This is a genomic window from Amycolatopsis nigrescens CSC17Ta-90 (genome assembly GCF_000384315.1).
Taxonomy (GTDB): Bacteria; Actinomycetota; Actinomycetes; order Mycobacteriales; family Pseudonocardiaceae; genus Amycolatopsis; species Amycolatopsis nigrescens.
This window is the reverse complement of sequence record NZ_ARVW01000001.1, coordinates 310,594-336,007: the sequence shown is the minus strand read 5'-3', so window position 1 is coordinate 336,007 and position 25,414 is coordinate 310,594. Positions and strand designations below refer to the sequence as shown.

24 protein-coding genes and 1 tRNA gene are annotated in these 25,414 nt (G+C 70.5%); 19 read left to right on the top strand and 6 right to left on the bottom strand.

The genetic code is table 11. From position 1 onward, the window contains the following. Positions 1-97: 97 nt before the first annotated feature. The 11 genes from AMYNI_RS0101530 (at position 98) to AMYNI_RS0101480 (ending at position 11,723) form a co-directional block, all read left to right on the top strand. The gene (locus AMYNI_RS0101530; RefSeq protein ID WP_084628628.1) at positions 98-658 is read left to right on the top strand and encodes a class F sortase; all 561 of its coding nucleotides are present in this window, start codon (positions 98-100) and stop codon (positions 656-658) included. A gap of 83 nt (positions 659-741) precedes the next feature. Next, complete coding sequence (locus AMYNI_RS0101525) at positions 742-1,365, top strand: class F sortase (RefSeq protein WP_020666194.1); 624 nt, start codon at positions 742-744, stop codon at positions 1,363-1,365. A gap of 102 nt (positions 1,366-1,467) precedes the next feature. Next, complete coding sequence (locus AMYNI_RS0101520) at positions 1,468-2,856, top strand: glycine--tRNA ligase (RefSeq protein ID WP_020666193.1); 1,389 nt, start codon at positions 1,468-1,470, stop codon at positions 2,854-2,856. Positions 2,857-3,007: 151 nt separating this feature from the next. Beyond that, entirely contained in the window at positions 3,008-3,964 is a 957-nt protein-coding gene (locus tag AMYNI_RS0101515) for an ABC transporter ATP-binding protein (RefSeq protein ID WP_051116257.1), read from the top strand. Between the two features lie 2 nt (positions 3,965-3,966). Then, a complete protein-coding gene (locus AMYNI_RS0101510) occupies positions 3,967-4,707 on the top strand; it encodes an ABC transporter permease (protein WP_020666191.1) in 741 nt (246 codons plus the stop codon). Positions 4,708-4,854: 147 nt separating this feature from the next. After that, positions 4,855-6,060 (top strand): sensor histidine kinase, encoded by a 1,206-nt coding sequence (locus tag AMYNI_RS0101505; RefSeq protein ID WP_020666190.1) that lies wholly within the window; start codon positions 4,855-4,857, stop codon positions 6,058-6,060. Then, positions 6,057-6,662: a response regulator transcription factor gene (locus AMYNI_RS0101500; protein ID WP_020666189.1), complete on the top strand. Its 606-nt coding sequence runs from the start codon at positions 6,057-6,059 to the stop codon at positions 6,660-6,662. The genes AMYNI_RS0101505 and AMYNI_RS0101500 overlap by 4 nt, the downstream gene beginning before the upstream one ends. A gap of 51 nt (positions 6,663-6,713) precedes the next feature. After that, positions 6,714-7,379, top strand: a complete 666-nt coding sequence (locus AMYNI_RS0101495) for a YdcF family protein (protein ID WP_020666188.1) — start codon at positions 6,714-6,716, stop codon at positions 7,377-7,379. A 30-nt stretch (positions 7,380-7,409) separates the two neighbouring features. Beyond that, positions 7,410-8,690 carry a deoxyguanosinetriphosphate triphosphohydrolase gene (locus tag AMYNI_RS0101490; RefSeq protein ID WP_020666187.1) on the top strand — a complete coding sequence of 427 codons (1,281 nt, stop codon included), beginning with the start codon at positions 7,410-7,412 and terminating at the stop codon, positions 8,688-8,690. A 55-nt stretch (positions 8,691-8,745) separates the two neighbouring features. Continuing rightward, on the top strand, positions 8,746-9,864 hold the full coding sequence (locus tag AMYNI_RS0101485; protein WP_020666186.1) for a serpin family protein: 1,119 nt from the start codon (positions 8,746-8,748) through the stop codon (positions 9,862-9,864). A gap of 152 nt (positions 9,865-10,016) precedes the next feature. After that, entirely contained in the window at positions 10,017-11,723 is a 1,707-nt protein-coding gene (locus AMYNI_RS0101480) for a glycosyl transferase (RefSeq protein WP_425387934.1), read from the top strand. Positions 11,724-11,762: 39 nt separating this feature from the next. Here the strand turns inward: AMYNI_RS0101480 and AMYNI_RS0101475 are convergent, their stop codons facing one another. Together AMYNI_RS0101475 and AMYNI_RS0101470 are read right to left on the bottom strand one after the other, a co-directional pair. Further along, the gene (locus tag AMYNI_RS0101475; protein WP_020666184.1) at positions 11,763-12,281 is read right to left on the bottom strand and encodes a MarR family winged helix-turn-helix transcriptional regulator; all 519 of its coding nucleotides are present in this window, start codon (positions 12,279-12,281) and stop codon (positions 11,763-11,765) included. 170 nt (positions 12,282-12,451) lie between these two features. Beyond that, on the bottom strand, positions 12,452-13,390 hold the full coding sequence (locus tag AMYNI_RS0101470; RefSeq protein WP_020666183.1) for a sigma-70 family RNA polymerase sigma factor: 939 nt from the start codon (positions 13,388-13,390) through the stop codon (positions 12,452-12,454). A 51-nt stretch (positions 13,391-13,441) separates the two neighbouring features. Between AMYNI_RS0101470 and dnaG the strand changes: the two genes are divergently transcribed. From dnaG to AMYNI_RS0101455, 3 genes are all read left to right on the top strand, one after another. Further along, on the top strand, positions 13,442-15,331 hold the full coding sequence (dnaG, locus tag AMYNI_RS0101465; RefSeq protein ID WP_020666182.1) for a DNA primase: 1,890 nt from the start codon (positions 13,442-13,444) through the stop codon (positions 15,329-15,331). A 3-nt stretch (positions 15,332-15,334) separates the two neighbouring features. Then, positions 15,335-15,865, top strand: coding sequence for a hypothetical protein (locus AMYNI_RS0101460; protein WP_020666181.1), 531 nt, complete (start codon positions 15,335-15,337; stop codon positions 15,863-15,865). 61 nt (positions 15,866-15,926) lie between these two features. Further along, positions 15,927-16,706, top strand: a complete 780-nt coding sequence (locus AMYNI_RS0101455; RefSeq protein WP_020666180.1) for a trans-aconitate 2-methyltransferase — start codon at positions 15,927-15,929, stop codon at positions 16,704-16,706. Here AMYNI_RS0101455 and AMYNI_RS0101450 read toward each other — a convergent pair. Next, positions 16,691-16,936 (bottom strand): hypothetical protein, encoded by a 246-nt coding sequence (locus tag AMYNI_RS0101450; protein WP_026359938.1) that lies wholly within the window; start codon positions 16,934-16,936, stop codon positions 16,691-16,693. The two genes, AMYNI_RS0101455 and AMYNI_RS0101450, sit on opposite strands and share 16 nt — an antisense overlap. 162 nt (positions 16,937-17,098) lie before the next feature. Between AMYNI_RS0101450 and AMYNI_RS0101445 the strand changes: the two genes are divergently transcribed. Beyond that, positions 17,099-17,171, top strand: a tRNA-Asn gene (locus AMYNI_RS0101445). Between the two features lie 155 nt (positions 17,172-17,326). Here the strand turns inward: AMYNI_RS0101445 and AMYNI_RS0101435 are convergent. Beyond that, positions 17,327-18,736 carry an FAD-binding oxidoreductase gene (locus AMYNI_RS0101435; RefSeq protein ID WP_026359937.1) on the bottom strand — a complete coding sequence of 470 codons (1,410 nt, stop codon included), beginning with the start codon at positions 18,734-18,736 and terminating at the stop codon, positions 17,327-17,329. An 87-nt stretch (positions 18,737-18,823) separates the two neighbouring features. On the opposite strand from AMYNI_RS0101435, the gene AMYNI_RS0101430 reads away from it, so the two are divergent. Beyond that, positions 18,824-20,524 carry a helix-turn-helix domain-containing protein gene (locus AMYNI_RS0101430; RefSeq protein WP_020666177.1) on the top strand — a complete coding sequence of 567 codons (1,701 nt, stop codon included), beginning with the start codon at positions 18,824-18,826 and terminating at the stop codon, positions 20,522-20,524. A gap of 18 nt (positions 20,525-20,542) precedes the next feature. Here the strand turns inward: AMYNI_RS0101430 and AMYNI_RS0101425 are convergent, their stop codons facing one another. Beyond that, entirely contained in the window at positions 20,543-21,139 is a 597-nt protein-coding gene (locus AMYNI_RS0101425) for a TetR/AcrR family transcriptional regulator (RefSeq protein ID WP_020666176.1), read from the bottom strand. Between the two features lie 95 nt (positions 21,140-21,234). On the opposite strand from AMYNI_RS0101425, the gene AMYNI_RS0101420 reads away from it, so the two are divergent. Genes AMYNI_RS0101420 through AMYNI_RS0101410 form a run of 3 tightly spaced genes read left to right on the top strand, consistent with a single transcriptional unit; the run spans position 21,235 to position 24,670 of the window. Beyond that, complete coding sequence (locus AMYNI_RS0101420) at positions 21,235-22,461, top strand: metal-dependent hydrolase family protein (protein WP_020666175.1); 1,227 nt, start codon at positions 21,235-21,237, stop codon at positions 22,459-22,461. Further along, positions 22,458-23,315, top strand: coding sequence for an alpha/beta hydrolase (locus tag AMYNI_RS0101415; protein WP_020666174.1), 858 nt, complete (start codon positions 22,458-22,460; stop codon positions 23,313-23,315). Before AMYNI_RS0101420 ends, AMYNI_RS0101415 begins: the two co-directional genes overlap by 4 nt. A 56-nt stretch (positions 23,316-23,371) precedes the next feature. Beyond that, entirely contained in the window at positions 23,372-24,670 is a 1,299-nt protein-coding gene (locus AMYNI_RS0101410) for an NAD(P)/FAD-dependent oxidoreductase (protein WP_020666173.1), read from the top strand. Between the two features lie 36 nt (positions 24,671-24,706). Here AMYNI_RS0101410 and AMYNI_RS43295 read toward each other — a convergent pair whose 3' ends face one another. Next, the gene (locus AMYNI_RS43295) at positions 24,707-25,414 is read right to left on the bottom strand and encodes an ArsR/SmtB family transcription factor (protein WP_020666172.1); all 708 of its coding nucleotides are present in this window, start codon (positions 25,412-25,414) and stop codon (positions 24,707-24,709) included.

Sequence of the window (25,414 nt, the reverse complement as noted above, 5' to 3'; positions counted from 1 at the left end):
GCCCGTCGACCCACTTCCGCCCGGCCTTTCCGCCGGGCGGAAGTGGGTTTCCGGCGTATTGGGGGCACTCGCCGCCGTCGCGATCTTCGCCGGCGCGATGGTGTTCACCTTCAGCGGCGGCACCCCGGCCGCACCACCGCAGGAGGTCGACATCGACGAGCTCGCCGCGCCGGCCGAACTGCCCTCGGAGCTTTCGGTCGCCGGGCCGGGCCAGCAGCCCGGCACGGTCCGCCTGCCCGACGGCGGCACCGCGAAACTGGTCCGCCGCGAGGTCACCCGCAATGGCACCCTGCCGATCCCGCGCGGCCTGGAGGAGGCGAGCTGGTGGGGCGCCAAGCTCGGTGCGCCGAAGGGCGCTTCGCTGCTGTCCGGGCATGTGAACTGGGGTGGCACGAAAGGGCCGTTCGACCAGCTGTGGCGGATCCGGGCCGGGCAGAACGTGACCGTGCTGGACGCCCGCGGGCTGCCGTGGATCTACCGGGTGGACGAGATCGTCACGCTGCACAAGGACGAGCTGCCGAAGCACGCTCCGCAGCTGTTCGGCCAGGACGGCCCGCCGCGGCTGGTGCTGGTCACCTGCGGTGGTGACTACGTCGGCGGCACGGACGGCTATCGCGACAACCGAGTCGTCACCGCGTCGCTGGTCTCCGGGTCCTGACCGGGGCGGCTTTTTGGCTGCAACCCCGGCTGGTGGGCCCCGCATGTAACCGGTATCGGTTCATGCGAAAGGAGCAACACTCGATGGTGGAGTACTTCAAGGGCGCGCGGCTGCTGGCCGCCCTGTTCGCCGCGCTCGCCGTGCTGGCCGGGTGCGGTGGCGGCGAGTCCGCGCCGGACGGCGCACAGCAGCCCGCACCGGCCGCGGCGACCGGCCAGGCCGCGGGATCCACCGGGTCCCAGCCCGCCGGGCAGGACCCCGGCACCGTCCGGCTGCCGGACGGCTCCACCGCCAAGCTGGTCCGCCAGGAGCTGACCGCGGACGGCACCCTGCCCATCCCGGAGGGCCTGGACGAAGCGACCTGGTGGGGCGCGAAGCTCGGGGACGCCAACGGCGCCGCCCTGCTCTCCGGGCACGTCAACTGGAAGGGCCAGAAGGGACCGTTCGACCAGCTCTGGCGGATGAAGGACGGCCAGGAGATCAGCGTGGCGGACACCGCCGGCGGGCAGTGGACCTACCGGGTGCACGACGTGGTGACGGTGCACAAGGACAAGCTCGGCGAGGTCGCGCCCGAGCTGTTCAGCCAGGAGGGCGCACACCGGCTGGTGCTGGTCACCTGCGGTGGTGACTACGTCGGCGGCACGGACGGTTACCGCGACAACCGCATCATCAGCGCGGAGCTGGTGTCCCGCCCCGGCGCGGCGTAACCGTGGGTGAACCTGGCTAAGGAATCCCCTCGACGGCAGGCGGGGGCGGCCGGATACGCTGACGACTTCAGATAACCGTCCCCGCATGCCTCGGAGCGTGGAGTGCCCGCCAACACCATTGAGACCGTCGTCAGCCTGTGCAAGCGCCGTGGCTTCGTTTTTCCGTGCGGGGAGATCTACGGTGGTACCCGGTCTGCGTGGGATTACGGCCCGCTCGGGGTCGAGCTCAAGGAGAACATCAAGCGCCAGTGGTGGAAGTCCGTGGTGCAGGCCCGTGAGGACGTGGTCGGCCTCGACTCCTCGGTGATCCTGCCCCGCCAGGTGTGGGTCGCTTCCGGTCACGTGAACGTGTTCAACGACCCGCTGGTCGAGTGCCTGTCCTGCCACCGCCGGTTCCGCGCGGACCAGCTGGCCGAGGACTACGCCGAGCGCACCGGGAAAGAGGTCGCCGAGGACGACCTGTCCGATGTGCCCTGCCCGAACTGCGGCACCCGCGGGGAGTACACGAAACCGCGTGACTTCAACATGATGCTGAAGACGCACCTCGGTCCGGTGGAGACCGAGGAGGGGCTCGCGTATCTGCGCCCGGAGACCGCGCAGGGCATCTTCATCAACTTCCTGAACGTGCAGACGACCTCGCGGAAGAAGCCGCCGTTCGGCATCGGCCAGATCGGCAAGTCCTTCCGCAACGAGATCACGCCGGGCAACTTCATCTTCCGCACCCGCGAGTTCGAGCAGATGGAGATGGAGTACTTCGTCGAGCCTGGCGAGGACGAGACCTGGCACCAGTACTGGATCGACAACCGCACCGAGTGGTACACCGACCTCGGCATCAAGTCCGAGAACCTGCGCCACTACGAGCACCCCAAGGAAAAGCTGTCGCACTACTCGAAGCGGACGGTGGACGTCGAGTACCGCTTCGGCTTCAACTCGGGCCAGGAGTGGGGCGAGCTCGAGGGCATCGCCAACCGCACCGACTTCGACCTCACCACGCACTCCAACCACTCCGGGGTCGACCTGTCCTACTTCGACCAGGCGAGCGGGCAGCGGTACCGGCCGTTCGTGATCGAGCCGGCGGCCGGGGTCGGCCGGTCGATGATGGCCTTCCTGGTGGACGCCTACACCGAGGACGAGGTGCCCAACGCCAAGGGCGGCGTGGACAAGCGGGTCGTGCTGAAGCTGGACTACCGGCTCTCGCCGTACAAGGTGGCGGTGCTTCCGTTGTCCCGCAACGCCGATCTCACGCCCAAGGCGAAGGACGTGGCGGCAAGGCTGCGCAAGCACTGGAACGTGGACTTCGACGACGCCGGCTCGATCGGCAAGCGGTACCGCCGCCAGGAGGAGATCGGCACGCCGTTCTGCGTGACGGTCGACTTCGACTCGCTGGAGGACCACGCGGTGACCGTGCGGGAGCGCGACACCATGGCGCAGGAGCGCGTCGCCATCGACAAGCTCGAGGCCTACCTCGCCGCCCGCCTCCTCGGCTGCTGACCGGTAGACACCTTTGCAGCGAAGGCCACCTTGCCTGCGTTCAACGCAGCGAAGGTGGCCTTCGCTGCGTCAGCCACCCCTGACAAGTGTCATGGGGAGATCGTGACGGTTGAGCTGCGTGCGAAGGGCTGGCGGCGCGCAGGCTGAAGGCATGAACAGAACGAGTACTTCTTCGCCGCAAGGCCACCGGGTCGCGGCGGGGGCCGCGGTGCACCTCACCGGGCTGCGCAAGCACTACGGCGACGTGCACGCGGTCGACGGGATCGACCTCAGCATCGCGCCGGGTGAGGTGGTCGCCCTGCTCGGCCCGAATGGCGCCGGCAAATCGACCACTGTGGACATGATCCTCGGCCTGAGCAAGCCGGACACCGGTGAGGTCACCGTTTTCGGCTCCTCGCCGGCGGAGGCGGTGGCCGAGGGCGCGATCGGCGCGATGCTGCAGGGCGGCGCACTGGTGGACGATCTGACCGTCCGCGAGATGGTCGCCATGGTCGCGTCGCTGCACCGCGCGCCGCTGCCGGTGTCCGAGGCGCTGCGCGGGGCCGGCGTGGCGGAGCTGGCGAACCGCCGGGCCAACAAGCTTTCCGGCGGCCAGAAGCAGCGGGTGCGGTTCGCCGTCGCACTCGTCAGCGACCCCGATCTGCTGGTGCTGGACGAACCGACCGCGGCAATGGATGTGGGAACCCGCCACGAGTTTTGGAAGTCCATGTACACGTACACCGAGTCCGGCCGCACGGTGCTCTTCGCGACGCACTACCTCGAAGAGGCCGAAGAGTTCGCGGACCGGGTGGTGCTGATGCGGGCAGGCCGGATCGTGGCCGACGGCTCGGTCGCCGAGGTCCGTGCGCTGTCAGGGGGGCGCACGGTCCGCGCGGTCGTACCGGGGGCGGACCGGGCCACCATCGCCGGTCTGCCCGCGGTCCGCGAGTTCGACCTGCGCGGTGACCGGGTTGCCCTGTCCAGCGCCGACTCGGATGTCACCCTGCGCGCGCTGCTGGCGCGCTTCGACAACGCCTACGACATCGAGATCTCCGCGATCGGGCTCGAGGGCGCCTTCCTTTCACTGACCGCACAAGACACCGCACAAAACACCGAGAGCGAGCGCTGACGATGAGTTTCGGCTATTTCCTGCTGGAAACCAGGCGGACCTTCCGCTCCACCCGGTTCGTGGTGCTGGGGGTCGCCTTCCCGGTGCTGATGTTCCTGTTGCAGGCGAACGTGTTCATCCAGGGCGACGCCCCAGGGCGCGCGGTGGCGGTCGCGGTGATCATGGTGAACATGATGGCGTTCGGCACACTGGCCGGCGCGATGGCGACCGGCGGCAAGCTGGCCTTCGAGCGTGCCGCCGGCTGGCAGCGGCAGCTGCGGCTGACCCCGCTGTCCGGCGCGGGCTACCTCGGCGGCAAGGCGGTCTCCGGCATGCTGGTGGCCTTGCCGGCGCTGCTCGTGGTGCCGCTGGTCGGCGCGTTCGCCGAGGGGGTGCACCTGGACGCGGGCGCCTGGCTGCGGATCGTGCTTGGCATCTGGCTCGGCTCGATCCCGCTGGTGTTGCTCGGCCTGCTGCTCGGCCAGTTCGGCACCCCGGACTCGATGCAGCCGGTGAACATGCTGGTGATGATGGTGATGGGGTTCCTCGGTGGACTGTGGATCCCGCTCGACGGGATGCCGGGCTGGATGGCGGACATCTCCCCGGCGCTGCCCAGCTACTGGCTCACCCAGATCGGCCGGGGCGCGGTGACCAGCGACCTGTCGGTGAGCTTGGGCAACGCGGCCGGGGTGCTCGCCGCCTGGACCTTGGTGCTCGGGGCGCTGGTGATCAGGCGTTACCGTAAAGACAGCGCACGAGTCTGAGATGGGGGCATGCGAGGCTTTTTGCGCATGCCCTCATCGATCGGGTGCGGGTGTCCCGCAAGATTCTGAGATGGGGGCATGCGAGGCTTTTTGCGCATGCCCTCATCGATCGGGTGCGGGTGTCCCGCAAGATTCTGAGGAGCGGTAGTGGTGACGGAGGGGCCGGGTTCGCGGAACCTGTGGTGGCGGGACGTGGGCACCTTCCAACGGGTCGGCGGGCAACGGCGGTTCCGGTACCGCTGGGCGATCATCGCGATCGGATTCCTGACCCCCTACGCGGCCCCCTCGGTGCGGATCGTGCTGGAGGGGCATCGGGGCCTGTGGTGGAACGGCCTGGTGCTGGCGCTGGTCGCGGTTTACTCGCTGTGCTACCTCCTGTTCCCGATGGTCCTGCCGGTGGACGACCTCCGTCGCCGGCTCGTCTTCTGCGTCGGCATGCTGGCCGTGGGCTGGGCGCAGCTCGCCCTGCTCGGGCCGGACTCGCTGAGCCTGATGACCTACGTGATGGCGATGCTCGCCTTCGTCCTGCCGGTCGGCTGGGTGCTGGTGCTCGACGGGGCCAGCGCGGCCGGGCTGGCGGTGCTGCTGCTGGTCACCGGGCGGTGGTCCGAGGACGTCGGCGACCTGATCACGATCTGCTCGGTCAGCTTCGCGCTGCTGGTGATGGGCCGGTTGATCCGGACGGTCCGGGTGCTGCGCCGGGCCCAGGACGAGATCGCCACGCTGGCGGTCACCGCGGAGCGGGAGCGGGTGGCCAGGGACCTGCACGACATCCTCGGGCACAGCCTCACCACGATCACGGTCAAGGCGGGGCTGGCCCGCCGGGTGCTGGAAAGCTCGAAGGACGTGGACTCGGCGATCACCGAGATCCGCGAGGTGGAGGGCCTCTCCCGCAGCGCGCTCGGTGACGTGCGCGCGACCGTTTCGGAGTACCTGGAGGTGTCCTTGCCCGCGGAGATAGCCGGTGCGCGCGCGGCGCTGCGGGCCGCGGAGATCGACGCGGACCTGCCGCACGCGGTGGACGATGTGCGTCCCGACCTGCAGCGGGTGTTCGGCTATGTGTTGCGGGAGGCGGTCACCAACGTGATCCGGCATTCGGACGCCCGCACGGTACGGGCCAGGCTCGGTCGGAACTGGCTGGAGATCGAGGACGACGGCACCGCCGCCGGGGAGGTGCGGCAGGGGAACGGCCTGCGGGGGCTGTCCGAGCGGCTGGCCGAGGTCGGCGGCACGGTCACCGCGCGGCCGAAACCCGGTGGCGGGTTCGTGCTGCGTGCCGAGGCGCCGGAGCACGACGAGCCGGCCGCCGCGCCCGCGACGGCGCAGGTCAGGCCGGTCGGGGAGCCGGCATGATCCGCATCCTGCTCGCCGACGACCAGGCGATGGTCCGCGGCGCGCTGGCCACCGTGCTCGGGCTGGAGCCCGATCTGGAGGTGGTCGCCCAGGTCGGCAGCGGTGACGACGTGCTGCCCGCGGCCAGGGAAAGCGCGCCGGACGTGGCGCTGCTGGACGTGCAGATGCCGGGCAAGGACGGGCTGGCGGCGGCGGCCGAGCTGCACGCGGCGCTGCCGGCCTGCCGGATCATCGTGTGCACCACCTTCGGCAGGCCGGGCTATCTGGCCAGGGCGATGGCGGCCGGTGCGGCCGGGTTCGTGGTGAAGGACGCTCCGCCGGAACAGCTGGTGGACGCCGTCCGGAGGGTCCACAGCGGACTTCGTGTGGTGGATCCGGCGCTGGCGGCGGAGTCGCTGGCCACCGGGACGAGCCCGCTCACCGCGCGGGAGCGGCAGGTGCTGGAGGCGGCCAGCTCCGGCCAGACGGTGGCCGAGCTGGCCCAGCGGCTGCACCTGTCCGAAGGCACCGTGCGCAACCACCTGTCCTCGGCGATCGGCAAGACCGGCGCGCGCACCCGCGCGGAGGCGATCCGGCTGACCGAAGAACGCGGTTGGTTGTAGCGAGCTGGTTGTAGCGAGCTGTCTTCGGGGCGCGACGGCGGCTCTGCGAAGATGGCCTGGATGAGTTCGTCCCTTCCGCCGGTGACCCCGCGTCCGGCCAACTGGGTGCGCCGAGCCCTTTTCGGCACCGTGCTGCTGCTACTGCTGGTAGTCGGCGGCACCGCCGTGCGCGTCTGGCAGGTGGCCAGGCTGGACGACCGCGCCCCGGCGGACGTGATCGTGGTGCTCGGTGCCGCTCAGTACAACGGCAAGCCGTCCGGGGTCTTCGAGGCCAGGCTCGAGCACGCCAAGCAGCTCTACGACGAGGGCGTCGCCAAGACCGTGGTGACCGTCGGCGGCGGCAAGACCGGCGACAACTACACCGAGGCCGAGGCCGGTCAGCGCTGGCTGGTCCAGCAGGGCGTGCCGAAGACGGCCACGCTGCTGGTGAACGAGGGCCGGGACACCCTGGGCAGCCTGCGCGCGGTGTCCGCCGCGGCGCAGCAGCGCGGGCTGCGCACCGCGGTGATCGTCAGCGATCCCTGGCACTCGCTGCGGGCAACCACCATGGCCAACGACACCGGGCTGGACGCCTGGGGCTCGCCGACCCATCGCGGCCCGGTCGTGCAGACCAGGGAGACCCAGGCGATGTACATCTACCGGGAGACCGGTGCGCTGCTGTTCTACCGGCTGACCAACAACCCGGCGGACGAGATCGGCGGCACCAGCATCGGCTGAGTTGTCGGTGCACGCGCATATGCTCCACGGGTGAGCTCGAGCTACAACGACCACGACCGGGAGCGCCGGCTCGCCGAGCCGGCGAAGCAGGCCGCGCTGCCCGGCTCCCGCGCGGACGGGCGCAGCGCGTTCGCCCGCGACCGGGCCAGGGTGCTGCACTCGGCCGCGCTGCGCCGGCTGGCCGGCAAGACCCAGGTGGTCGGGCCGGGGGAGGGCGCCGAGGTGAGCGGGGTGCCGCGGACCAGGCTCACCCACTCGCTGGAGGTGGCGCAGATCGGCCGCGGGATCGCCGAGGAGCTGGGCGCGGACCCGGACCTGGTGGACACCGCCGGGCTGGCGCACGACATCGGCCATCCGCCGTTCGGGCACAACGGGGAGCAGTCGCTCAACCAGGTCGCGCAGCCCTGCGGCGGGTTCGAGGGCAACGCGCAGACCCTGCGCATCCTGACCAGGCTGGAGCCGAAGGCGCTCGCCGACGGGGGCGCCGCCACCGGACTGAACCTGACCAGGGCCTGCGTGGACGCGGCCACCAAGTACCCGTGGGCACGCGGCGCCGGGTCGGTCAAGTTCGGCGCCTACGACGACGACCTGGCCGCCTTCGAGTGGATGCGGGACGGTGCGCCGGCGCGGCGGGCCTGCATCGAGGCGCAGATCATGGACTGGGCCGACGATGTGGCCTACTCGGTGCACGACGTCGAGGACGGGGTGCTGGCCGGGCGGATCTCGCTGCGGGTGCTGGCCGATCCCGATGAGCGTGCCGCGGTCGCCGAGCTGGCGGCCAAGCACTTCACCACCCTCCCAGTGTCCACAGTGGAGGGTGCTGCGGGTGAGCTGCGGACGCTGCCCGCGGTGGCCGCGCTGACCGGGGCCGAGTACGACTACTCGCTCGGCGCGCAGGTCGCGCTGAAGCGGATGACCAGCGAGCTGGTCGGCCGGTTCGCCGCGGCCGCGGTCACCGGCACCAGGACCGAGTACGGGGAAGGCCCGCTGCGCCGGTACGCCGCCGATCTGTCCGTACCGGACCAGGTCGCGGCCGAGGTGGCGCTGCTCAAGGCGCTCGCCCTGCGGTACGTGATGAGCGACCCGCGGCGGCTGGCCATGCAGGACGGGCAGCGGCAGATGCTCGCCGAGCTGGTGCGGGTGCTGGCCGTGCGGGCGCCGGAGTCGCTGGATGCGGCGCTGCATCCGGCCTGGCAGGAGGCGGACGGCGACGCGGCTCGACTGCGGGTGGTGATCGATCAGGTCGCTTCGCTGACCGACGCGCAGGCGCACGCCTGGCACGCGTGGCACACCGGACGGCACGCCGGGTGAGGCGGGTCGCGGTGCCGGTGCGGCGCCGCTGCGCCCGCGCCGGTAGCGTCACGGTGTGTCTGAAGCGACGGGTTCCGAACGCGCGCATCTGAACTTCAGCCTCGCGCTGCACCGAGAGGTCGCGGCGGGCGGCGGTGACTCCTGCTTCTCGCCCTATTCGGTGGCGAGTGCGCTGGGCCTGGTCAGCCGAGCCGCGCGGGGTAGCACGGCCGACGAGCTGATCGCGCTGTTGGCCGGCGCCGTGCCCGACATCGCCGGGCAGGCTGAGCTGCTGCGCGCGGCCGCCGAGCTGCCCGAGCCCGCCAGCGGCGAGGCCCCGGTGCTCGCCGTGTCGAACACGTTGTGGGTCTGGGACGAGCTGCCGGTCGAAGACGGCTTCCGGACCGAGCTGGCGACTTGGCCGGCCGGGCAGGTGGCGACCGCGCCGTTCGGCACCGACACCGAGGCCGCGCGGCGCAAGATCAACGAGGACGTGGCGGAGACGACCCGCGACCTCATCCCCGAGCTGCTGCAGCCGGGGACCGTCCAGCCGGACACCGTGGCCAGCATCGTCAACGCGCTCTACCTCAAGACCGCGTGGACGTTCCGGTTCCCGGACGGCGACACCGAGCCCGCCGAGTTCCACGCGCCCTCGGGCACCAGGCGGGTGCCGACCATGCACAACTCCGAGCGCCTCGGCTACGCGGCCGCCGACGGCTGGCAGCTGGTCGAGCTGCCAGCCGCGGGCGGGGTGCAGGCGCTGATCCTGTTGCCGGACCAGGGACTCGCCGCGCAGGAGTCCGATGTGGACGCTGAGCTGGTTGCTGGGCTGCTGGCCGCCAAGCGGGACACCACGGTGCACCTGGCGCTGCCCAAGATCGACCTGGACCTGCGCAGCGACCTGAACGACGTGCTGCGGCGGCTGGGGGTGCGCACGATGTTCACCCCGGCCGCCGACCTGACCGGGCTGACCCCCGACCCGCGGATCGAGGTTTCGGACGTGCTGCACCAGGCGGTGCTGCGGATCGACGAGCAGGGCCTGGAGGGGGCGGCCGCCACCGCGGTGATGATGCGGCTGGTGTCGATGCCGTCGGGCGACCCGGTCTCGGTCCGGGTGGACCGGCCCTTCCTGCTGCTGGTGCGGCACGCGCAGAGCGGGGCGATCTACTTCCTCGCCCGCGTCGTCGAACCGTGAAAGACAGATCCCAGGGCATCCTTTCCCCCGGCCAGGGGCGTCCAGGGAACGTGCACCTTCACCAGGATCCGACGACCACGCTGCCACCGCTCGCCCCGCCGTCCCCGGCCGGACCGTGGCGGCGGCCGTTCTCGCGGGTGGACGCCGGGGTCATGCTGGTCTACCTGTCGCTGGCGGTGATCGTCTTCAGCGGGCTGTGGGTCCAGCTCGACGGCGGCTACCTGCGCAACAGCGCGCAGGACCAGAACATGTGGGAATGGTTCTTCGCGGTCACCGCGAAGAACGTGCTGGAGCTGAACAACCCGTTCACCAGCGACCTGCAGAACTTCCCGCTCGGCGTGAACCTGATGGCCAACACGGCGATGCTCGGCGTCGGCATCCCGCTGTTCCCGATCACGCTGACCTTCGGGCCCACGGTCACCTGGGCGGTCGCGCTCACCGGCGGCCTCGCCGGTACCGCCGCGGCCTGGTACTGGGTGTTCTCCCGGCACCTGGTCGGGTCCAGGGTCGCGGCCGCGATCGGCGGCGGGTTCTGCGGTTTCGCCCCGTCGATGATCTCGCATGCCAACGCGCACCCCAACTTCGTCGGGTTGTTCCTGCTGCCGTTCATCGTGCTCCGGCTGATCCGGCTGCCCGGCAGCAGCAGGCCGGTCCGCGACGGGGTGCTGCTCGGGCTGCTGGTCGCGTACCAGGTCTTCCTCGGCGAGGAGCCGCTGCTGATCTGCGCGGTCGCCTTCTTCGTTTTCGCCGTCACCTACACGATTTCCCGGCCGCGGGAGATCTGGGCGTCGGTGCGGCCGATGGCCACCGGCTTCGGGGTGGCGGTCGGGGTCGCCTTCGTGCTCACCGCGTTTCCGCTGTGGTGGCAGTTCTTCGGGCCGCAGAGCTACCAGTCGCTGGAACACGGCCCGGTCGGCAACGACACCGCCGCGCTGACCCGGTTCGCCGGCGAGTCCGTGGCCGGCGATCCCGCGAACGCCGGTGACGTGGCGATGAACCCGACCGAGGAGAACGCGTTCTTCGGCTGGCCGCTGGTGGTGCTGATGATCGTGCTGACGATCTGGCTGTGGCGCTCGGTGCTGTCCCGTTCGATCGCGGTGTCGATGTTCGTGCTGGCCTGGCTTTCGCTCGGCGTGGAGCTGGTGGTGGCGCACGTCGAGACCGGTGTGCCGGGGCTGTGGAAGCTGTTCGCCGAGTGGCCGCTGTTCGAGTCCGTGCTGGAGTCGCGGCTCGCGATGGGCTGCCTGCCGGCGATCGGCGCGCTGCTGGCGATCGCCACCGACCGGGTGCTCGCGGCGGCGGCGAGCTGGGAGGTCCGGCAGCTGAAACTGCCGCTGCGGCTGCTCTGGCTCGGCGCGCTGACCGCGGTGCTGCTGCCGATCGCGCCGACCCCGCTGGAAGCGGAGATCAGGGAGGCCACCCCGCGGTTCTTCGCCGACGGCGGCTGGCGCGGCCAGGTCGAGCCGGGCGGTTCGGTGGTGGTGGTACCGCTGCCGAGCTCCGGTGACGCCCGCGCGCTGCACTGGCAGGTCGAAGCCGGCCTGGAGTTCCCGTTGGCGGACGGCTACTTCGTGGGCCCGAACGGGCCGGACGACAAGCGCGGCCGGTACGGCGCGATCCGCCGCCCGACCACCGCCCTGCTGGCCAAGGTGCGCGAGTCCGGTGCGATACCCCAGATCGACGAGGGTGCGCGCACGGACGCGCTGGACGACCTGCGGTACTGGCGGGCGGACGTGGTCGTGCTGCCGCGCGGCAAGAACCAGGACGCCCTGCGCGACACGGTCGACCTGCTGCTGCGCAGCCCGGCCAGGTACGTCGACGGGGTCTGGATCTGGGACGTCCGCGAGCTGACCCGCTAGGCCCCGACGGGCAAATAGCCGACTTTTTGCCCTTTGGGATCAGGGCGTGTCCAGCACCTCGCCGGCCAGCCGGCGCAGATAGCCGGCGAACCGCCGCCGGTCGTCGGCTGGCCAGCGCGAGACCAGGTCCTCGAAGGCCTGCTGCTGGTGCTTGTTCGACGCGGCCAGGAACTCCTCGGCGGCCTCGGTGAGGGACAGCCGCGCGCGCCGGGCGTCCTGCGCCGAGGTATGCCGGCTGACGTAGCCGTCGCGGACCGCGTCGGCGATCATCCGGCTGGCCACCGAGCGGTCCAGCCCGAGCTGCTTGGCCACGTCCGCCACGGTCACCTCGCCGCCTGAGCTGTTCCGGGTGCCCGCCATCGAGGCGCCGTGGATCGCCTGGATGACGTAGAGGTTCTGCACCGTCCAGGTGTCCGGCGCGCCTTCGTCGAGCTTCTGCACCACGTCCGGCGCCCAGCGCCGTGCCCAGAACCGCACCAGCCGGAACAACGCGGGTCCGGCGTCGCCGGGTGGCGTGGCGGCCGCCCGGTTCGCGGTGCCGCCGTCTTGCCCGCTCACGTCGTCCTGTCTTCGATATCGGTGGGAGTGCGCACCATCCGGCCATCCTGCCACGGCCGTGATCTTGTCGCGCCGGAGTTTCGAACCGTGACGAATAGGTGCATGCCGCACGCGAAACATATGTTCTTTGCACGCGGATGCTCGCCGAAGGTTCACCCGATCCGCTGACCTCAGGACCCGGGTACGCGTTCGAGCTTGTCCGGGTTGGCCAGGTCGTAGATGGTCACGATCCGGCCGTCGCGCACGTCGACGACCTGCACGTGCTTGTCCAGGTCGAGGTAGCCGTCGCCGCCGGGCATGGCGGGCAGGTACAGCCCGATGTCGCCGTTGACCAGCACCGCCTGCGCCGCGGCGAAGCCCTCCGGCCGGTAGCGCGTGAGCAGGCCCTGGAAGAAGCGCGTGATCTTGTCCGCGCCCACCATGATCTTCCTGGTGGTCCTCGCCTTTCCGTTCGAGTCGCCGATCAGCACCACGTCCGGGTGCAGCACCTCGGCGACCGCGCGGATGTCCCCGGTCATCACCGCCCGCATGAACCGGCCGAGCAGTTCCTGCTGCTCGGCCGCCGGCACCCGGGGCGGCGCGTCGGCGTCCTCCAGCGCCCGGCGGCCCCGCGAGCCGTGCTGCCTGGCCGTGGCGGGGGAGCAGCCGAGGATCTCGCCGATCTCGGCGAACGGGACCGAGAACGCGTCGTGCAGCACGAAGGCCACCCGCTGCTCGGGGGTGAGCTTGTCGAGCACCACCATCGCGGCCATCCGCACGCCCTCGTCGCGCACGGTCGCCTCGAGCGGGTCCTCGCCGGTGCCGCCGGCGAGCGGGGTGATGATCGGCTCCGGCAGCCATTCGCCGACGTACTGCTCGCGCCGCGCGGTGGCCGAGCGCAGCCGGTCCAGGCAGATCCGCCCGACCACCGTGGTCAGCCACGCCTTCCGGCTCTCGATCTCGGCGCGCTTGGCGTCCGGCAGCTCGGACAGGCGCAGCCAGGACTCCTGGACGGCGTCCTCGGCGTCGGAGACCGAACCGGTCAGCCGGTAGGCGACCGCGATCAGATGGGACCGGAGACCGGAGAACTCCTCGGCCAGTGCGTCCAGCCGGTGCGGCGTGCTGCTCACACCCCGAGTGTGCCGCACGGCCGGAAACAGGTCGGAACTAGACTCCACTCCGTGGCAGGCCGGATCCGGGAAAGCGATATCGCCGAAGTACGTGAACGGAACCGGATCGACGAGGTCGTCGGGGACTACGTGGCGCTTCAGTCACGGGGTGGCGCGCTGAAGGGGCTGTGCCCGTTCCACGACGAGAAGACCCCCTCGTTCAACGTCCGGCCGACGTACGGCACCTACCACTGCTTCGGCTGTGGTGAGGGCGGCGACGTCATCAAGTTCATCATGCAGATCGACCACGTCTCCTTCGTGGAGGCGGTGGAGCGGCTGGCCGACCGCGTCGGCTTCCGGCTCACCTACGAGGGTGGCGGCGGCAGCGTGCAGCGCGACCGCGGCACCAGGGCCAGGATGGTCGAGGCGCACAAGGTGGCCGCCCAGTTCTACGCCGAGCAGCTGCTGACCCCGGAGGCCAAGCCCGCGCGCGACTTCCTCAACGAGCGCGGCTTCGACCAGGCGGCGGCCGGCGGCTACGGCTGCGGGTTCGCCCCCGGCGGCTGGGACAAGCTGACCAAACACCTGCTGAACCGGGGGTTCGAGCTCAAGGAGCTGCTCACCTCCGGACTGGTCAAGGAGGGACAGCGCGGCCCGATCGACCGGTTCCACCGCCGCCTGCTGTGGCCGATCAAGGACCTCGGCGGCGACGTGGTCGGCTTCGGCGCGCGGCGGATGTTCGACGACGACCGGATCGAGGCCAAGTACCTCAACACCAGCGAGACGCCGATCTACAAGAAGGCGCAGGTGCTCTTCGGCCTCGACCAGGCCAAGAAGGAGATCGCCAAGCGGCACCAGGTGGTGGTGGTCGAGGGCTACACCGACGTGATGGCCATGCACCTGGCCGGGGTGAAGACCGCGGTCGCCTCGTCCGGCACGGCCTTCGGCGCGGACCACATGTACGCGCTGCGCAGGCTGCTGATGGACGACGACACCTTCCGCGGCGAGGTGATCTTCACCTTCGACGGCGACGAGGCCGGCCAGAAGGCGGCGCTGAAGGCGTTCGAGGGTGACCAGTCCTTCGCCGGGCAGACCTACATCGCGGTCGCGCCGGACGGGATGGACCCCTGCGAACTGCGCCTGGCCAAGGGCGACGCGGCCGTCCGAGACCTGGTCGCCCGGCGGATCCCGCTGTTCGAGTTCGCCATCCGCAGCATGCTCAAGTCCTACGACCTGGACTCGGTGGACGGCAGGGTGGCCGCGCTCCGGGACACCGTCCCCCTGGTCGCCAGGATCAAGGACAGGGCGAGCCGGGACGGCTACGCGACGAAGTTGTCCTGGTGGGTCGGCTGGGAAGACGTGGCGATGGTGGTCCGGCGGGTGCGGGAGAGCGCCGGGTCGAGCCGGGGCAAGCCGGTGGCGCGCGGCGGCGAAACGCGGGCCGGCGGCGCCGGTGACGCCCAGCAGATCCCGCGCCCGGCGGCCTCGGATCCGCGGCTGACCGCGCAGCGGGAGTCGCTCAAGGCCGCACTGCAGGAGCCGGCGATCGCCGGCCCCGAGTACGACGCGCTGCCCGTGGAAGCGTTCACCCATCCCGCGTACGCCGCACTGCACAAGGCCGTGCTCGCCGCCGGTGGCGCGGCGAGCGGGCTGTCCGGCCCGGCGCTGATCGACGCGGCCACCCCGCACTGCCCGCAGGGCGCGGTCCGGACCCTGCTCAGCGAGCTGTCGGTGGAACCGTTGCGCGCCAAGGGCGAGGTGGACTCGCGGTACGTCGGCGGGGTGCTCGCGGCGGTGCAGGAGAACCTGGTCGGCAGGCAGATCGCGGAGATCAAGTCGAAGCTCCAGCGGCTTTCGCCGATCGACGCGGCCGACGAGTACCGGGCGCTGTTCGGCGACCTGGTGGCGCTCGAGCAGTACCGGAAGGCCCTGCGGGACCAGGCGATCGGCGGGATGGGCTAGCGCATGGGATGGCTGCGGCGGCTTTTCGGGGACCATCTGCCGGACGGGTTCCCCGGCGCGCTGGCGCCGGGCGAGAACGCGCTCGCGTCCGCGGCGGTGTCCGGCGGCGGTGCGCTGGTGGTCACCGAGCTCGGGCTGTGGGTGCCCGACGGCGAGTCCGCGCGCCGGGTCGGCTGGCATCTGGTCGGCAAGGCGACCTGGGGTGACGGGGTGTTCACCCTGAGCGAGGCGGTGGTCGCCGAGGAGTTCGGCGCGGCCGTGCTGCTCGCCGAGCGGCCGCCGGTCAAGTTCGTGCTGGAGCAGCCTGGCCGGGTGCCGCTGATGGTCCGGCAGCGGGTGGACGGGTCGATCCGCGAGCGCCACCACCAGGAGCTCGAGGGCGGCGGCGCCTGGTTCGTGCAGCGCAAGGTGCCCGGCGAGGACGGCATCGTGCTGCAGGTGCGTGCCGATCCCGGGGTGGATCCGGCAGTGGTCGCGGCGATTGCGCGCGAGGCGGGGGAGAAGCTGGCCGGGCCGGGGACTGGACAGGCGTAGCAGTACGCTCGTACTGTATCGAGCAGTATGAGCGTACGGTTTTGCCGTCTCGGGAGGCGCCATGTGGGACCCCGCCAAGTACCTCGACTACGCCGACCTGCGGGCCCGCCCGTTCCACGACCTCACCTCGCGGATCGGCGCGGAGGCTCCACGCCGGGTCGTCGACCTGGGGTGCGGGCCGGGGAACCTGACCGCCGGCCTGGCCAAGCGCTGGCCGGACGCGGAGCTGGAGGCGACGGACAGCTCACCCGAGATGGTGGCCGCGGCCCGCGCGGCCGGGGTGCCAGCGGGGCTGCTCGACGTGCGTGACTGGGCGCCGGCGGCGGACACCGACGTGGTGGTGACCAACGCGGTGCTGCAGTGGGTGCCGGAGCACCGGGAGTTGCTGCGGCGCTGGGCCGGGCAGCTGCCGCCGGGCGCCTGGCTGGCGATGCAGGTGCCGGGCAACCTGAGCGCGCCGTCCCACGCGCTGGTGCGGAAGCTGGCGGCGGAGCCGGAGTGGGCCGCGCTGCTGTCCGGTGTGGACCTGCGCGGGGAGGACACTGTGGACGGTCCGCAGGGCTATGCCGAACTGCTGGCCGGTGCCGGCTGCGCGGTGGACGCCTGGGAGACGACGTACGTGCAGCGGCTAGCCGGGCCGGACGCGGTGCTCGAATGGATCACCGGGACCGCGCTGCGGCCGGTCAGGGCGGCCCTGGACGAAGGATCCTGGCAACGGTTCCGGAGCCGGCTGGCCCCGCTGCTCGACGAGGCGTACCCGCCCCGCGCCGACGGGACGACCTGGTTCCCGTTCCGGCGGGTGTTCGCCGTCGCCAGGATCGGGTCTCAGGGCCGCGGCTGAGCGGCCCGGTGCTGGCCGTTCGCCCCAGGCGGGCCTGTCCTGCCGCGGCGTGTGAACGGGGCCTCGCCGACCTTCTCGCCGACCTTCGCCCTGGCGATCCCGGCCGCGCCCTGCACCACCGGATGATCCGCGATCTTGCGGTAGGTGCGCACGATCTGCTCGTAACGTCCCCGGCCGGCCCGCGAGCCGAGCACATAGCCCACGGCCGCGCCCAGCAGCAATGTCTTCATGGTTTCCACGCCTCCCTTCGGTGTCCAGCTGGTGCCCATTGTCCCGCATGCCGGTCAGCGCCGCCCGCGGGGCGAACACCCGGGTGGTTGCAGAGGGCCGATCGGGCATGCGCTAGAGTTTCTTCTCGTTGGCCGGAGCGATCCGGACGGCGACAACTTCATTCCCCTGTAGCTCAATTGGCAGAGCATTCGGCTGTTAACCGGAGGGTTCTTGGTTCGAGTCCAAGCGGGGGAGCAGTACAGCGGGAAAGCCCAGGTCAGCGACCTGGGCTTCGCTGTGTTGCTGGCCATGGATGGCCGATGGGGCAATTGGGGTCAAGAAGCTCTGTCAGGCGTCTGCCACGTTGCCCCGAACCGGCCTCTGTCCAATGCGGACGGCTGGCACCGTTGTCACGCTCCTTCCCGCTCGGTCGCCATTACCTTGCCGGGATTGAAGATCCCGTGCGGGTCCAACGCGTCCTTGACCGCCCGGCCGAGCGCCAGCACGGCAGGCCCGGCCTCGGCGGCCAGCCCGTCCCGTTTGAGCAGACCGACTCCGTGCTCGCCGGTCACCGTGCCGCCCAACTCCAGCGTCGCCGCGATGATGTCGTCGAAGGCCGCCTGCGCCCGCTTCTTCGCGGCGTCGTCGCCGGGTTGGGTGATCAGCAGCGGGTGGAGGTTGCCGTCGCCGGCGTGCGCGATGTTGGCGATCAGCGTGTCGTGCCGCACGGCGGCTTCCTCGATCCGCGCGAGCATCTCCGGGACCGCGCCCTTGGGCACGCAGACGTCTTCGGTCAGCACCGGCCCGAGCCGTTCGAGCGCGGGGTAGGCCAGGCGCCGCGCGTCGAACAGCGCGTCGGCCTCCTGCTGGTCGGTCGAGCGCACCGCGAACGTCGCACCCGCTTTCTCGAAGCAGGCCAGCATCGCGTCGGCTTCTCGTTCGCCGGCCGGACCAGCGCTGTCGGTGCGGCCCAGCAACACCACGTCGGCCTCGGTCGACAGGCCCATGTGCTTCCACTCGTCGACGGCGGCCAGGCAGTGCCGGTCGATCAGTTCCAGCGCAGAGGGCTCCAGCCCGGCTTCGGCGACGGCGGCGACCGCGTACCCGGCGTCGACGATCGAGGAGAAGTAGCCCACGACGGTGTGTTCGGGTTGGCGGGCCGGGCGCAGCCGGACGGTGACCTCGGTGATGACGCCGAGCGTGCCTTCGGAGCCGACCATGAGCCCGGCGAGGTCGTAGCCGGCGACGCCTTTGGCGGTGCGACGGCCGATGCGGACGAGCTCGCCGGTTCCGGTCACGAACTCCAGGCCCAGGACGTAGTCGCCGGTGACGCCGTACTTCACGCAGCACAGTCCGCCCGCGTTGGTGGCGACGTTGCCGCCGATGGTCGACCACGGCGCGCTCGCGGGGTCCGGCGGGTACCACAGGGCGTGCTCGGCGCAGGCCGCGCGCAGGTGGTCGTTGACAACGCCGGGCTCGACCACCGCCAGCCGCTCCCGCCGGTTGATCTCCTTGATCGTGGTCATCGCCTCGGTCGAGACGACCACGCTGTGCTCGATCGCGTTCGCGCCGCCGGACAGCCCGGTGCCGGCGCCCCGTGGGACGACCGGGGCGCCGAGCCGCAGGCAGACCTGGACGACGTGCCGCACCTCCTCGGCCGTACGCGGTCGCACGACCGCCGCCGGTGTGCCGTGCGGTGCCCATTCGGCCTCGTCGTGGACGTAGCCGGAGACCACATCGGGATCGGTGATCACCCGGCCGGCGGGTAGGCCCCTGCCCAGGTCCTCGATCAGCTCACGCCGCCACGCGTCGTCGCCCATGACGGCGACGTTATCGGCGTCCACGTCCTCCGCTCAATGTGTGAACCAGCTATCGTTGGCGATTGCCAATGGATGGAGTGTCTACTGGTGCGGGAGTCATGGCTGGACTTGCTGCTGCGCGACGCCGCCCCGGACGAGCTCCAGCGGCACGGCAGCGAACTGGCGCGGTCGCGAGACACCGGGGTGGCCGACCGGGAGACCGCGCAAGCGCTGCGGCTGACGATGGTGCTGCGGCAGCAGGCGCAGCGGGCGGCCGAGTTGGCCGCGCTCAACGACATCGCGATCCGGCTGGCCGCTCTCCACGCGCCCGACGAGCTACTACCGGAGATCGTCGACCAGGCACGCCGGCTGCTCGGCGCGGACCTGGCCTACCTCGGCCTCGTCGAGGACGGGCAGCTGCGACTCAAGGTCACCAGCGGTGCGCTCACGCCAGAGCTGGTCGGGGTGGCGATCCCGTTGTCGGTGGGGCTGGCCGGTGAGGTGATCGAGCACGCCGCGCCCCGCTGGACTGCCGACTACCAGGTGGAGCGGCGTTTCCGCCACGACGACACCGCCGACACGGCGGCACGTGCGGAGAACATGCGCGGGCTGCTCGGAGTTCCGTTGCGCCTGCGCGGCCGCGTGCTCGGCGCCCTGTTCGTGGGCAAGCGCCAGGAACGGGACTTCACCGAGCACGAAGTGACGTTGGCCTCGGCACTGGCCGCGCACGCGGCGATCGCCATCGAGAACGCCAACGCCATCAGTAGCCTCAACGCCGCGAACGACCAGCTCGCGCGCCGCACCGACGAGCTGGAGCAGACGCTGCGCTGGGACCAGCGGCTGACGCGCGTGGTGCTCACCGGCGGCGGCGTCGAGGAGTTGCTGGCCGAGATCAGCTCGATGGCGCGCGGGCAGGTCCGCTTCGTGGCGGAACCGCCGGATGACGGGACCGCGGACAGCGCGACCGTGGCGCAGCCCGTCGTGGCCGGAGAGAGACGCTTCGGCACGCTGGTGCTCGACGGTGAGCCCGTCCGCGATGACCGGCTGCTCCTCGACCGTGCGGCTCCGGCACTAGCACTCGCGCTGCTCGCCGAGCAGGCTGCGGCCGAAGCGTCGCGGCGCACCCGCGCGGCACTGCTGGTCGATCTGCTCACCACGACCTCGGAGCGACCAGCCCTGCGGCAAGCCGGGCTGGACCCGTCAGCGCGGTACTCGGTGCTCGTGGTGGCCTCCGGACGGGCGCGGCTCCCGCAATTGCCCGGCGCGCTCACGGCCGAGCACGGCGGTCGGCTGCTTGTCGTGACCACAGCCGGTCCCGACGGCATTCGCCGGGACTGGCCGCGCGACGCACCGACCGCGGGCATCGCCGGCCCCGCGCGCGGGCAGGCGGAGCTGCGGCGGTGCTTCCACGAGGCCCGACAGACGCTGCGTGCCCTGGAAGCCTTGGGGCGCAAGGGAGAAGCCGCGACCGCCGGGCAACTCGGGCTGTACCGGATTCTGCTCGACCATGCCGGTCGCCGCGATCTGGCGGAGGCTTTCGAGCACGTGCTGGGCCCGGTGCTCGCCGAGGAACGACGCCGTGGTGTGCCGCTGGTGGAGACCTTGCGCGTGTTCCTCGACCACGGCCGCCGTCCCCGCCCGGCAGCCACCGCACTGGCGATCCACGTCAACACGCTCTACCAGCGACTGGCCGCAGCCGACAGCCTGCTCGGCGAGGGTTGGCGTTCCCCGCCGCGGGCGCTGGAGTTGCACCTGCTCCTGCACCTCACCGCGGCAAGCGGTCCGCTGGATAGGCCGGAAGGCGGCTGAACCTGGGCGGCTCCCTGCTCAAGGCCCCGGACGTGTCCGTGGAACGGACTGGCCCGTACTCATGCGCAGGATCAAGGCGACCGCGTCCTCCGAGCGGACCCCTGGCGTCAGAACTTCCTGCAAGAGCAGGCCACGAATCGCGGCAACGGCGACGGTGGCCATGGTCAGCGCTTCCTCGGTGTCGAGCCCTTCGCGTTCCGCGAGCGAGGCCAGCATCCTGGTCAGGTCGTCGAGCGAGTCGATGAACTCGCGAAAGTCCTCTGGGCGGTACGCGGCCAGTCCTACGACGTGGAAGAAGCTGCGGACACGCGACAGCTGCTCCGGGCGGGTGTAGGCCCGCCAGATCGCCACCACGAGGTCGTCAAAGGTGCCCTGCTGGGCGACCTCGAAAAGCGCCTCGTTGTCACGAGATCGCTGCGCCTTGAGCATGGCTGCCAAGACGCCCGAGAGTGACCCGAAGTGGTATCGCAGGAGGGCGTGGCTGGTCTCGGTCCGGGCGGCGATCTCGCGGAGCGACACCTCCGGCGAGGGAAGGTCCTCGCCGAAGGTGTCGAGAAGTCGAGCCAGGAGACGCTCGCGTGCGTCGCCCTTGCGTTCCGCGCTTGACAAGATCACTCCCGCAGTTTATCCATTGGAAAAGAAAGACTGATGGCGCCGTGTTGCTTCGCACATGGTCGCAGTCGGCTCGCAGGCGGCGGAGGGAACGACTCGTGGGACGGTTTCAGGTAGTCGGCGCGGCGGTCGTCGACGGGTCGGGTTGCGACCCCATCGACGTGAACGTCACCGTCGAAGACGGGCGTGTTGCCCAGCTTGGTGCCTCGAGCGCACACGGCGAGCGCCTCGATGCCGGGGGACTGACGATGACGCCCGGCCTGATCGACGCGCACGTTCACCTGGGCTTGTCGAGCCCGATCCAGCCGCAGTTCTCGTTTCAGCTCAGTGCCGCTGAGATCGCCGCGGACATCTTCGCCACGGCCGGCGCGACGCTCGATGCCGGCTTCACGACCGTTCGGGACACCGGCGGGATCGACGGCGGCGTCGTCACCACGATCGCAAAGGGCAAGGTCAGGGGACCGCGCGTGCTGTCGTGCGGACCTGTGCAGTGCCAGACCGGTGGGCACGGCTACTACGGAGCCGACTGGGAACCCACCGAGCTGTGGAGCAGCCATCACGTTCCGGGTCTGTGCGCCCTGTCCATGATGTCGGGCAACGCGGACGAGCTGCGAGGCAACGTGCGCGAAGCCTTCCGTCGCGGAGCCTCCTTCCTGAAGCTCTGCGTGACCGGCGGAGTGGTCGGCGCCCACGACCGGCTGACCGACACCCAGTTCACCGTGGAAGAGATCGCCGTCGCTGTTCAAGAAGCTGCGGCACGGGGCAGTTATGTGACGGTTCACGCCCACAACAACGAAGGCATTCGGAACGCGGTCGAGGCCGGGGTGGGCTGTGTCGAGCACGGCACCGACCTCGACGAGTCCACGGCCACCCTGATGGCCACTCGCGGGGTTGCTCTTGTGCCCACGTTCGCTGTCGTCGAGCAACTGCTGCACGACACCGCCGGAGCCGGCCTCGGCGAGGCGACCCGCGATCGTGTGCTGGGGGTTCGTGAGCGGATGACCGAGGCGCTCGCTGTCGCCAAGGAGGCCGGCGTGCGGATCGGGCTGGGTTCCGATCTCATCGGTCCGGCTCAGGACCGTCGAGGCGAAGAGCTCAGGCTGCGCGCGGAGCTCGAGACGCCGATGGAAGCTCTCGTGGCGGCCACGAAGACCAACGCCGAGATCCTCGGCCTATCCGGCCAGGTGGGCGTCATCGCTCCCGGGATGCAGGCAGACTTCGTGCTCTGGAAAGGCAATCCGCTCGAAGATCCGAAGCTCTTCGCCGATCCCGCCAACGCCATCCTCGTCGTCAAGGCCGGACGCGTTGTGAAGGACCTGCGATGAGCGCCATGTGGCAGGGCTGCCTCGCCGACACCGACTACTTCGAGCTGCGTTCCAGCGGTGGGCACGACTACGGCGTCTGGGTCACCACGCCACCGCGCTACGACCCCGCCACGACGCAAGTACCTGTCGTGTACGTGCTCGACGGCAACTGGGCCGTTGGCATGACGGCTCCGCTCATCGTCACCCAGCTAGACCCCATCCAACGAATCCAGCCCTACCTCCAAGTCAGCGTCGGCTACGCAGGCGAGGAAGCACAGCACTGGGCACGGCTGCGCAACAGAGACCTCGTGCCACCCGGCGAGCCCATCGCCGAGGAGTTCATCGATGCCGTGGAGACGGGAATTCAAACGGGCGCGATGACCCGCGAGGAAGCCGACGCCTATCTCGCCGAACTACGCGAAACCCACGCCGACGCATTCCTGGACTTCCTCACCGCGGAACTGCACCCGCGGATCGAACGCGATTACGGCACAGCCGCGAGCGGTCACGGCCTCTTCGGCTACTCCTACGGCGGACTTTTCAGCCTCTACACCTGGCTCACCGGCTGCACGCTCTTCGAGAGCATCGGAGCGGGCAGTCCCGGCGTTGCCGGTGCAGACAGTCAGATCTTCGCCCAGCTCCAAGAGATGGGTGACCGGCAGCATGCCGCCAAGCTGCACGTGACCCTCAACGAGCTCGAGCTGCTCGGAGACCTGGCCATCTACCAAAACATCACGAAGTACACGGCCACCGTCCTGCATCGCCTCACCTCACGCAGCGGAGCCGTCACCAGCGCGGTCCTGCGCGAAACGCACGTAACCGGCCTGCAGGCCTCGTTCCTCAGCTACCTCAGGACCTGTCGTGCCATCGCATAGGCACGTGTCGTTGGTAGTCCCGCGAACGTGCGGCAAGGGTAAAGCTAGGGAGGGCTATGGCCACGGACGTCGTGGTGGTCGGGTCGGGAGTGATCGGTGCGTCGGTCGCATTGGAACTCGCCCGCAGCGGCTGGCGGGTGACGGTGGTCGACAAGGCGGGGGGAGCCGGCCACGGCTCCACGAGTGCGTCCAGCGCGGTGGTGCGGTTCAACTTCTCCACCGCTGCGGGCGTCGCCACCGCCTGGGAGGCGCACTTCGGCTGGAGGTCGTGGGCGGAGCACCTTGGCCGCGATGTCGGGCAATTGGCTCGGTACGTGCGGTGCGGGATGGCGATGCTGGATGTGGACGTCGCTCCCCGGTCGGTGTACCTGCCGCTGTTCGAGAACGTGGGTGTCCCGTTCGAGGAATGGTCGAGTGCGGACTTGCTCGAGCGGATCCCGGGTATCGACGTCGGCAGGTACTGGCCACCGAAACGCATCGACGACGAGGAGTTCTGGGCCGAGGCCGAAACCACGCTGGGTGCCGTGTACACACCTGATGCCGGGTTCGTGAACGACCCGCAACTGGCGGCGCAGAATCTGGCCGCTGCCGCGCGGGCACACGGTGCCGAATTCCGGTTCCATGCGTTGGTGCGCGGGATCGAACGGGCCCATGGCCGGGTCATCGCGGTGACACTCGCGGATGGGAGCAGGATCCCCTGTGGCGTAGTGGTCAACGCCGCGGGTCCATGGTCGACGCGCATCAATGAGCTGGCCTCGGTCGGATCCGACTTCACCGTGGGATGCCGGCCGTTGCGGCAGGAGGTTGCGCACGTCGCGGCCCCGGTGAGTTTTCGCGCCGACAACCGCGTCGGGATCTGCGTCGCGGACATGGACCTGGGTACCTACCTGCGAGGCGAGGTCGGTGGGGGATTGCTGGTCGGTGGTACGGAACCGAAATGCGATCCGCTGCAGTGGGTGGACGACCCGGATGCCGTCACCGCGCACCCGACGATGGCGGTGTTCGAAGCTCAGGTAACGAGGGCTGCGCGACGGCTACCGGCGTTGGAGATACCCAATCGGGCTCGCGGGGTCGTGGGAGTCTACGACGTCGCTGACGACTGGACGCCGATCTACGACCGCACGGAGCTGGACGGGTTCTACGTCGCCATGGGGACCAGCGGCAACCAGTTCAAGAACGCGCCGGTCGTCGGCAAGTTCCTCGCCTCGATCATCGAACAGACGGAGAACGGCGTAGACCACGACGAACGGCCAGTGCGATTCGTCGGCGAGCACACCGGCCAGGACATAGACCTTTCGGCGTTCTCCCGCAAGCGTCCCCACGGCACAAAGAACGCGGGCACAGTCCTAGGTTGATCGGCGACCACCTCGCCGTGCCGGCCAGGCGGACTTTCAGCTGTCGTTGCTCGTGGTGAGTGCTGTGGTGTCGATGCCGAAGGTGGTGTGCAGCCTGGTCTGGCCGGTGGTGGTGATCCGCACTCCGCGGTTTGGGGAGCCGGGGCGGAGCCAGCCGTGCGTGTTCAGCGTGGCCGTGATGGCGGCGCCGAGGGCGCCGGCGAGGTGCGGGCGGCGTTGTGTCCAGTCCAGGCAGGGCCGGGCGAACTGTCGGCGTGAGCGTCGGCAGGCTGCGAGGTCGACCCCGAGTCGGCCGAGTTCGGTCGCACCGCTTGGGGTGAGCGTGTAGTCGGGGTCGCCAGGGGCGAGCCATTCCCGGTCGAGCATGGCGTCGAGCAAGGCCACGCCAAGGGCGCCGGCCAGATGGTCGTAGCAGGTGCGGGCGTACTGGTAGGTGCGGGCGGCGCTGGCTTGGCGCAGGGATCGCACCGGGGTTGCCGGGCAGATGTGCGACAAGGCCTCCAGCGCGTCGGACACGGCCGTGCCGGCCAGCTGGTAGTAGCGGTGCCGCCCGGCGTGGACGACCGTGAGCAGGCCGCCCTGGACGAGCATCGTCAGGTGCTCGCTGGTCGTGGAGGGTCGGACTCCGGCCAACTGCGCGAGTTCCCCGGCGGCGAGGGGACGCCCGGCCTGCAGCGCATCGACCACGGCCGAGCGTGCTGGGTTGGCCAGCAGCCGCGCGACCGCGGCGAAATCGGTCCCCAT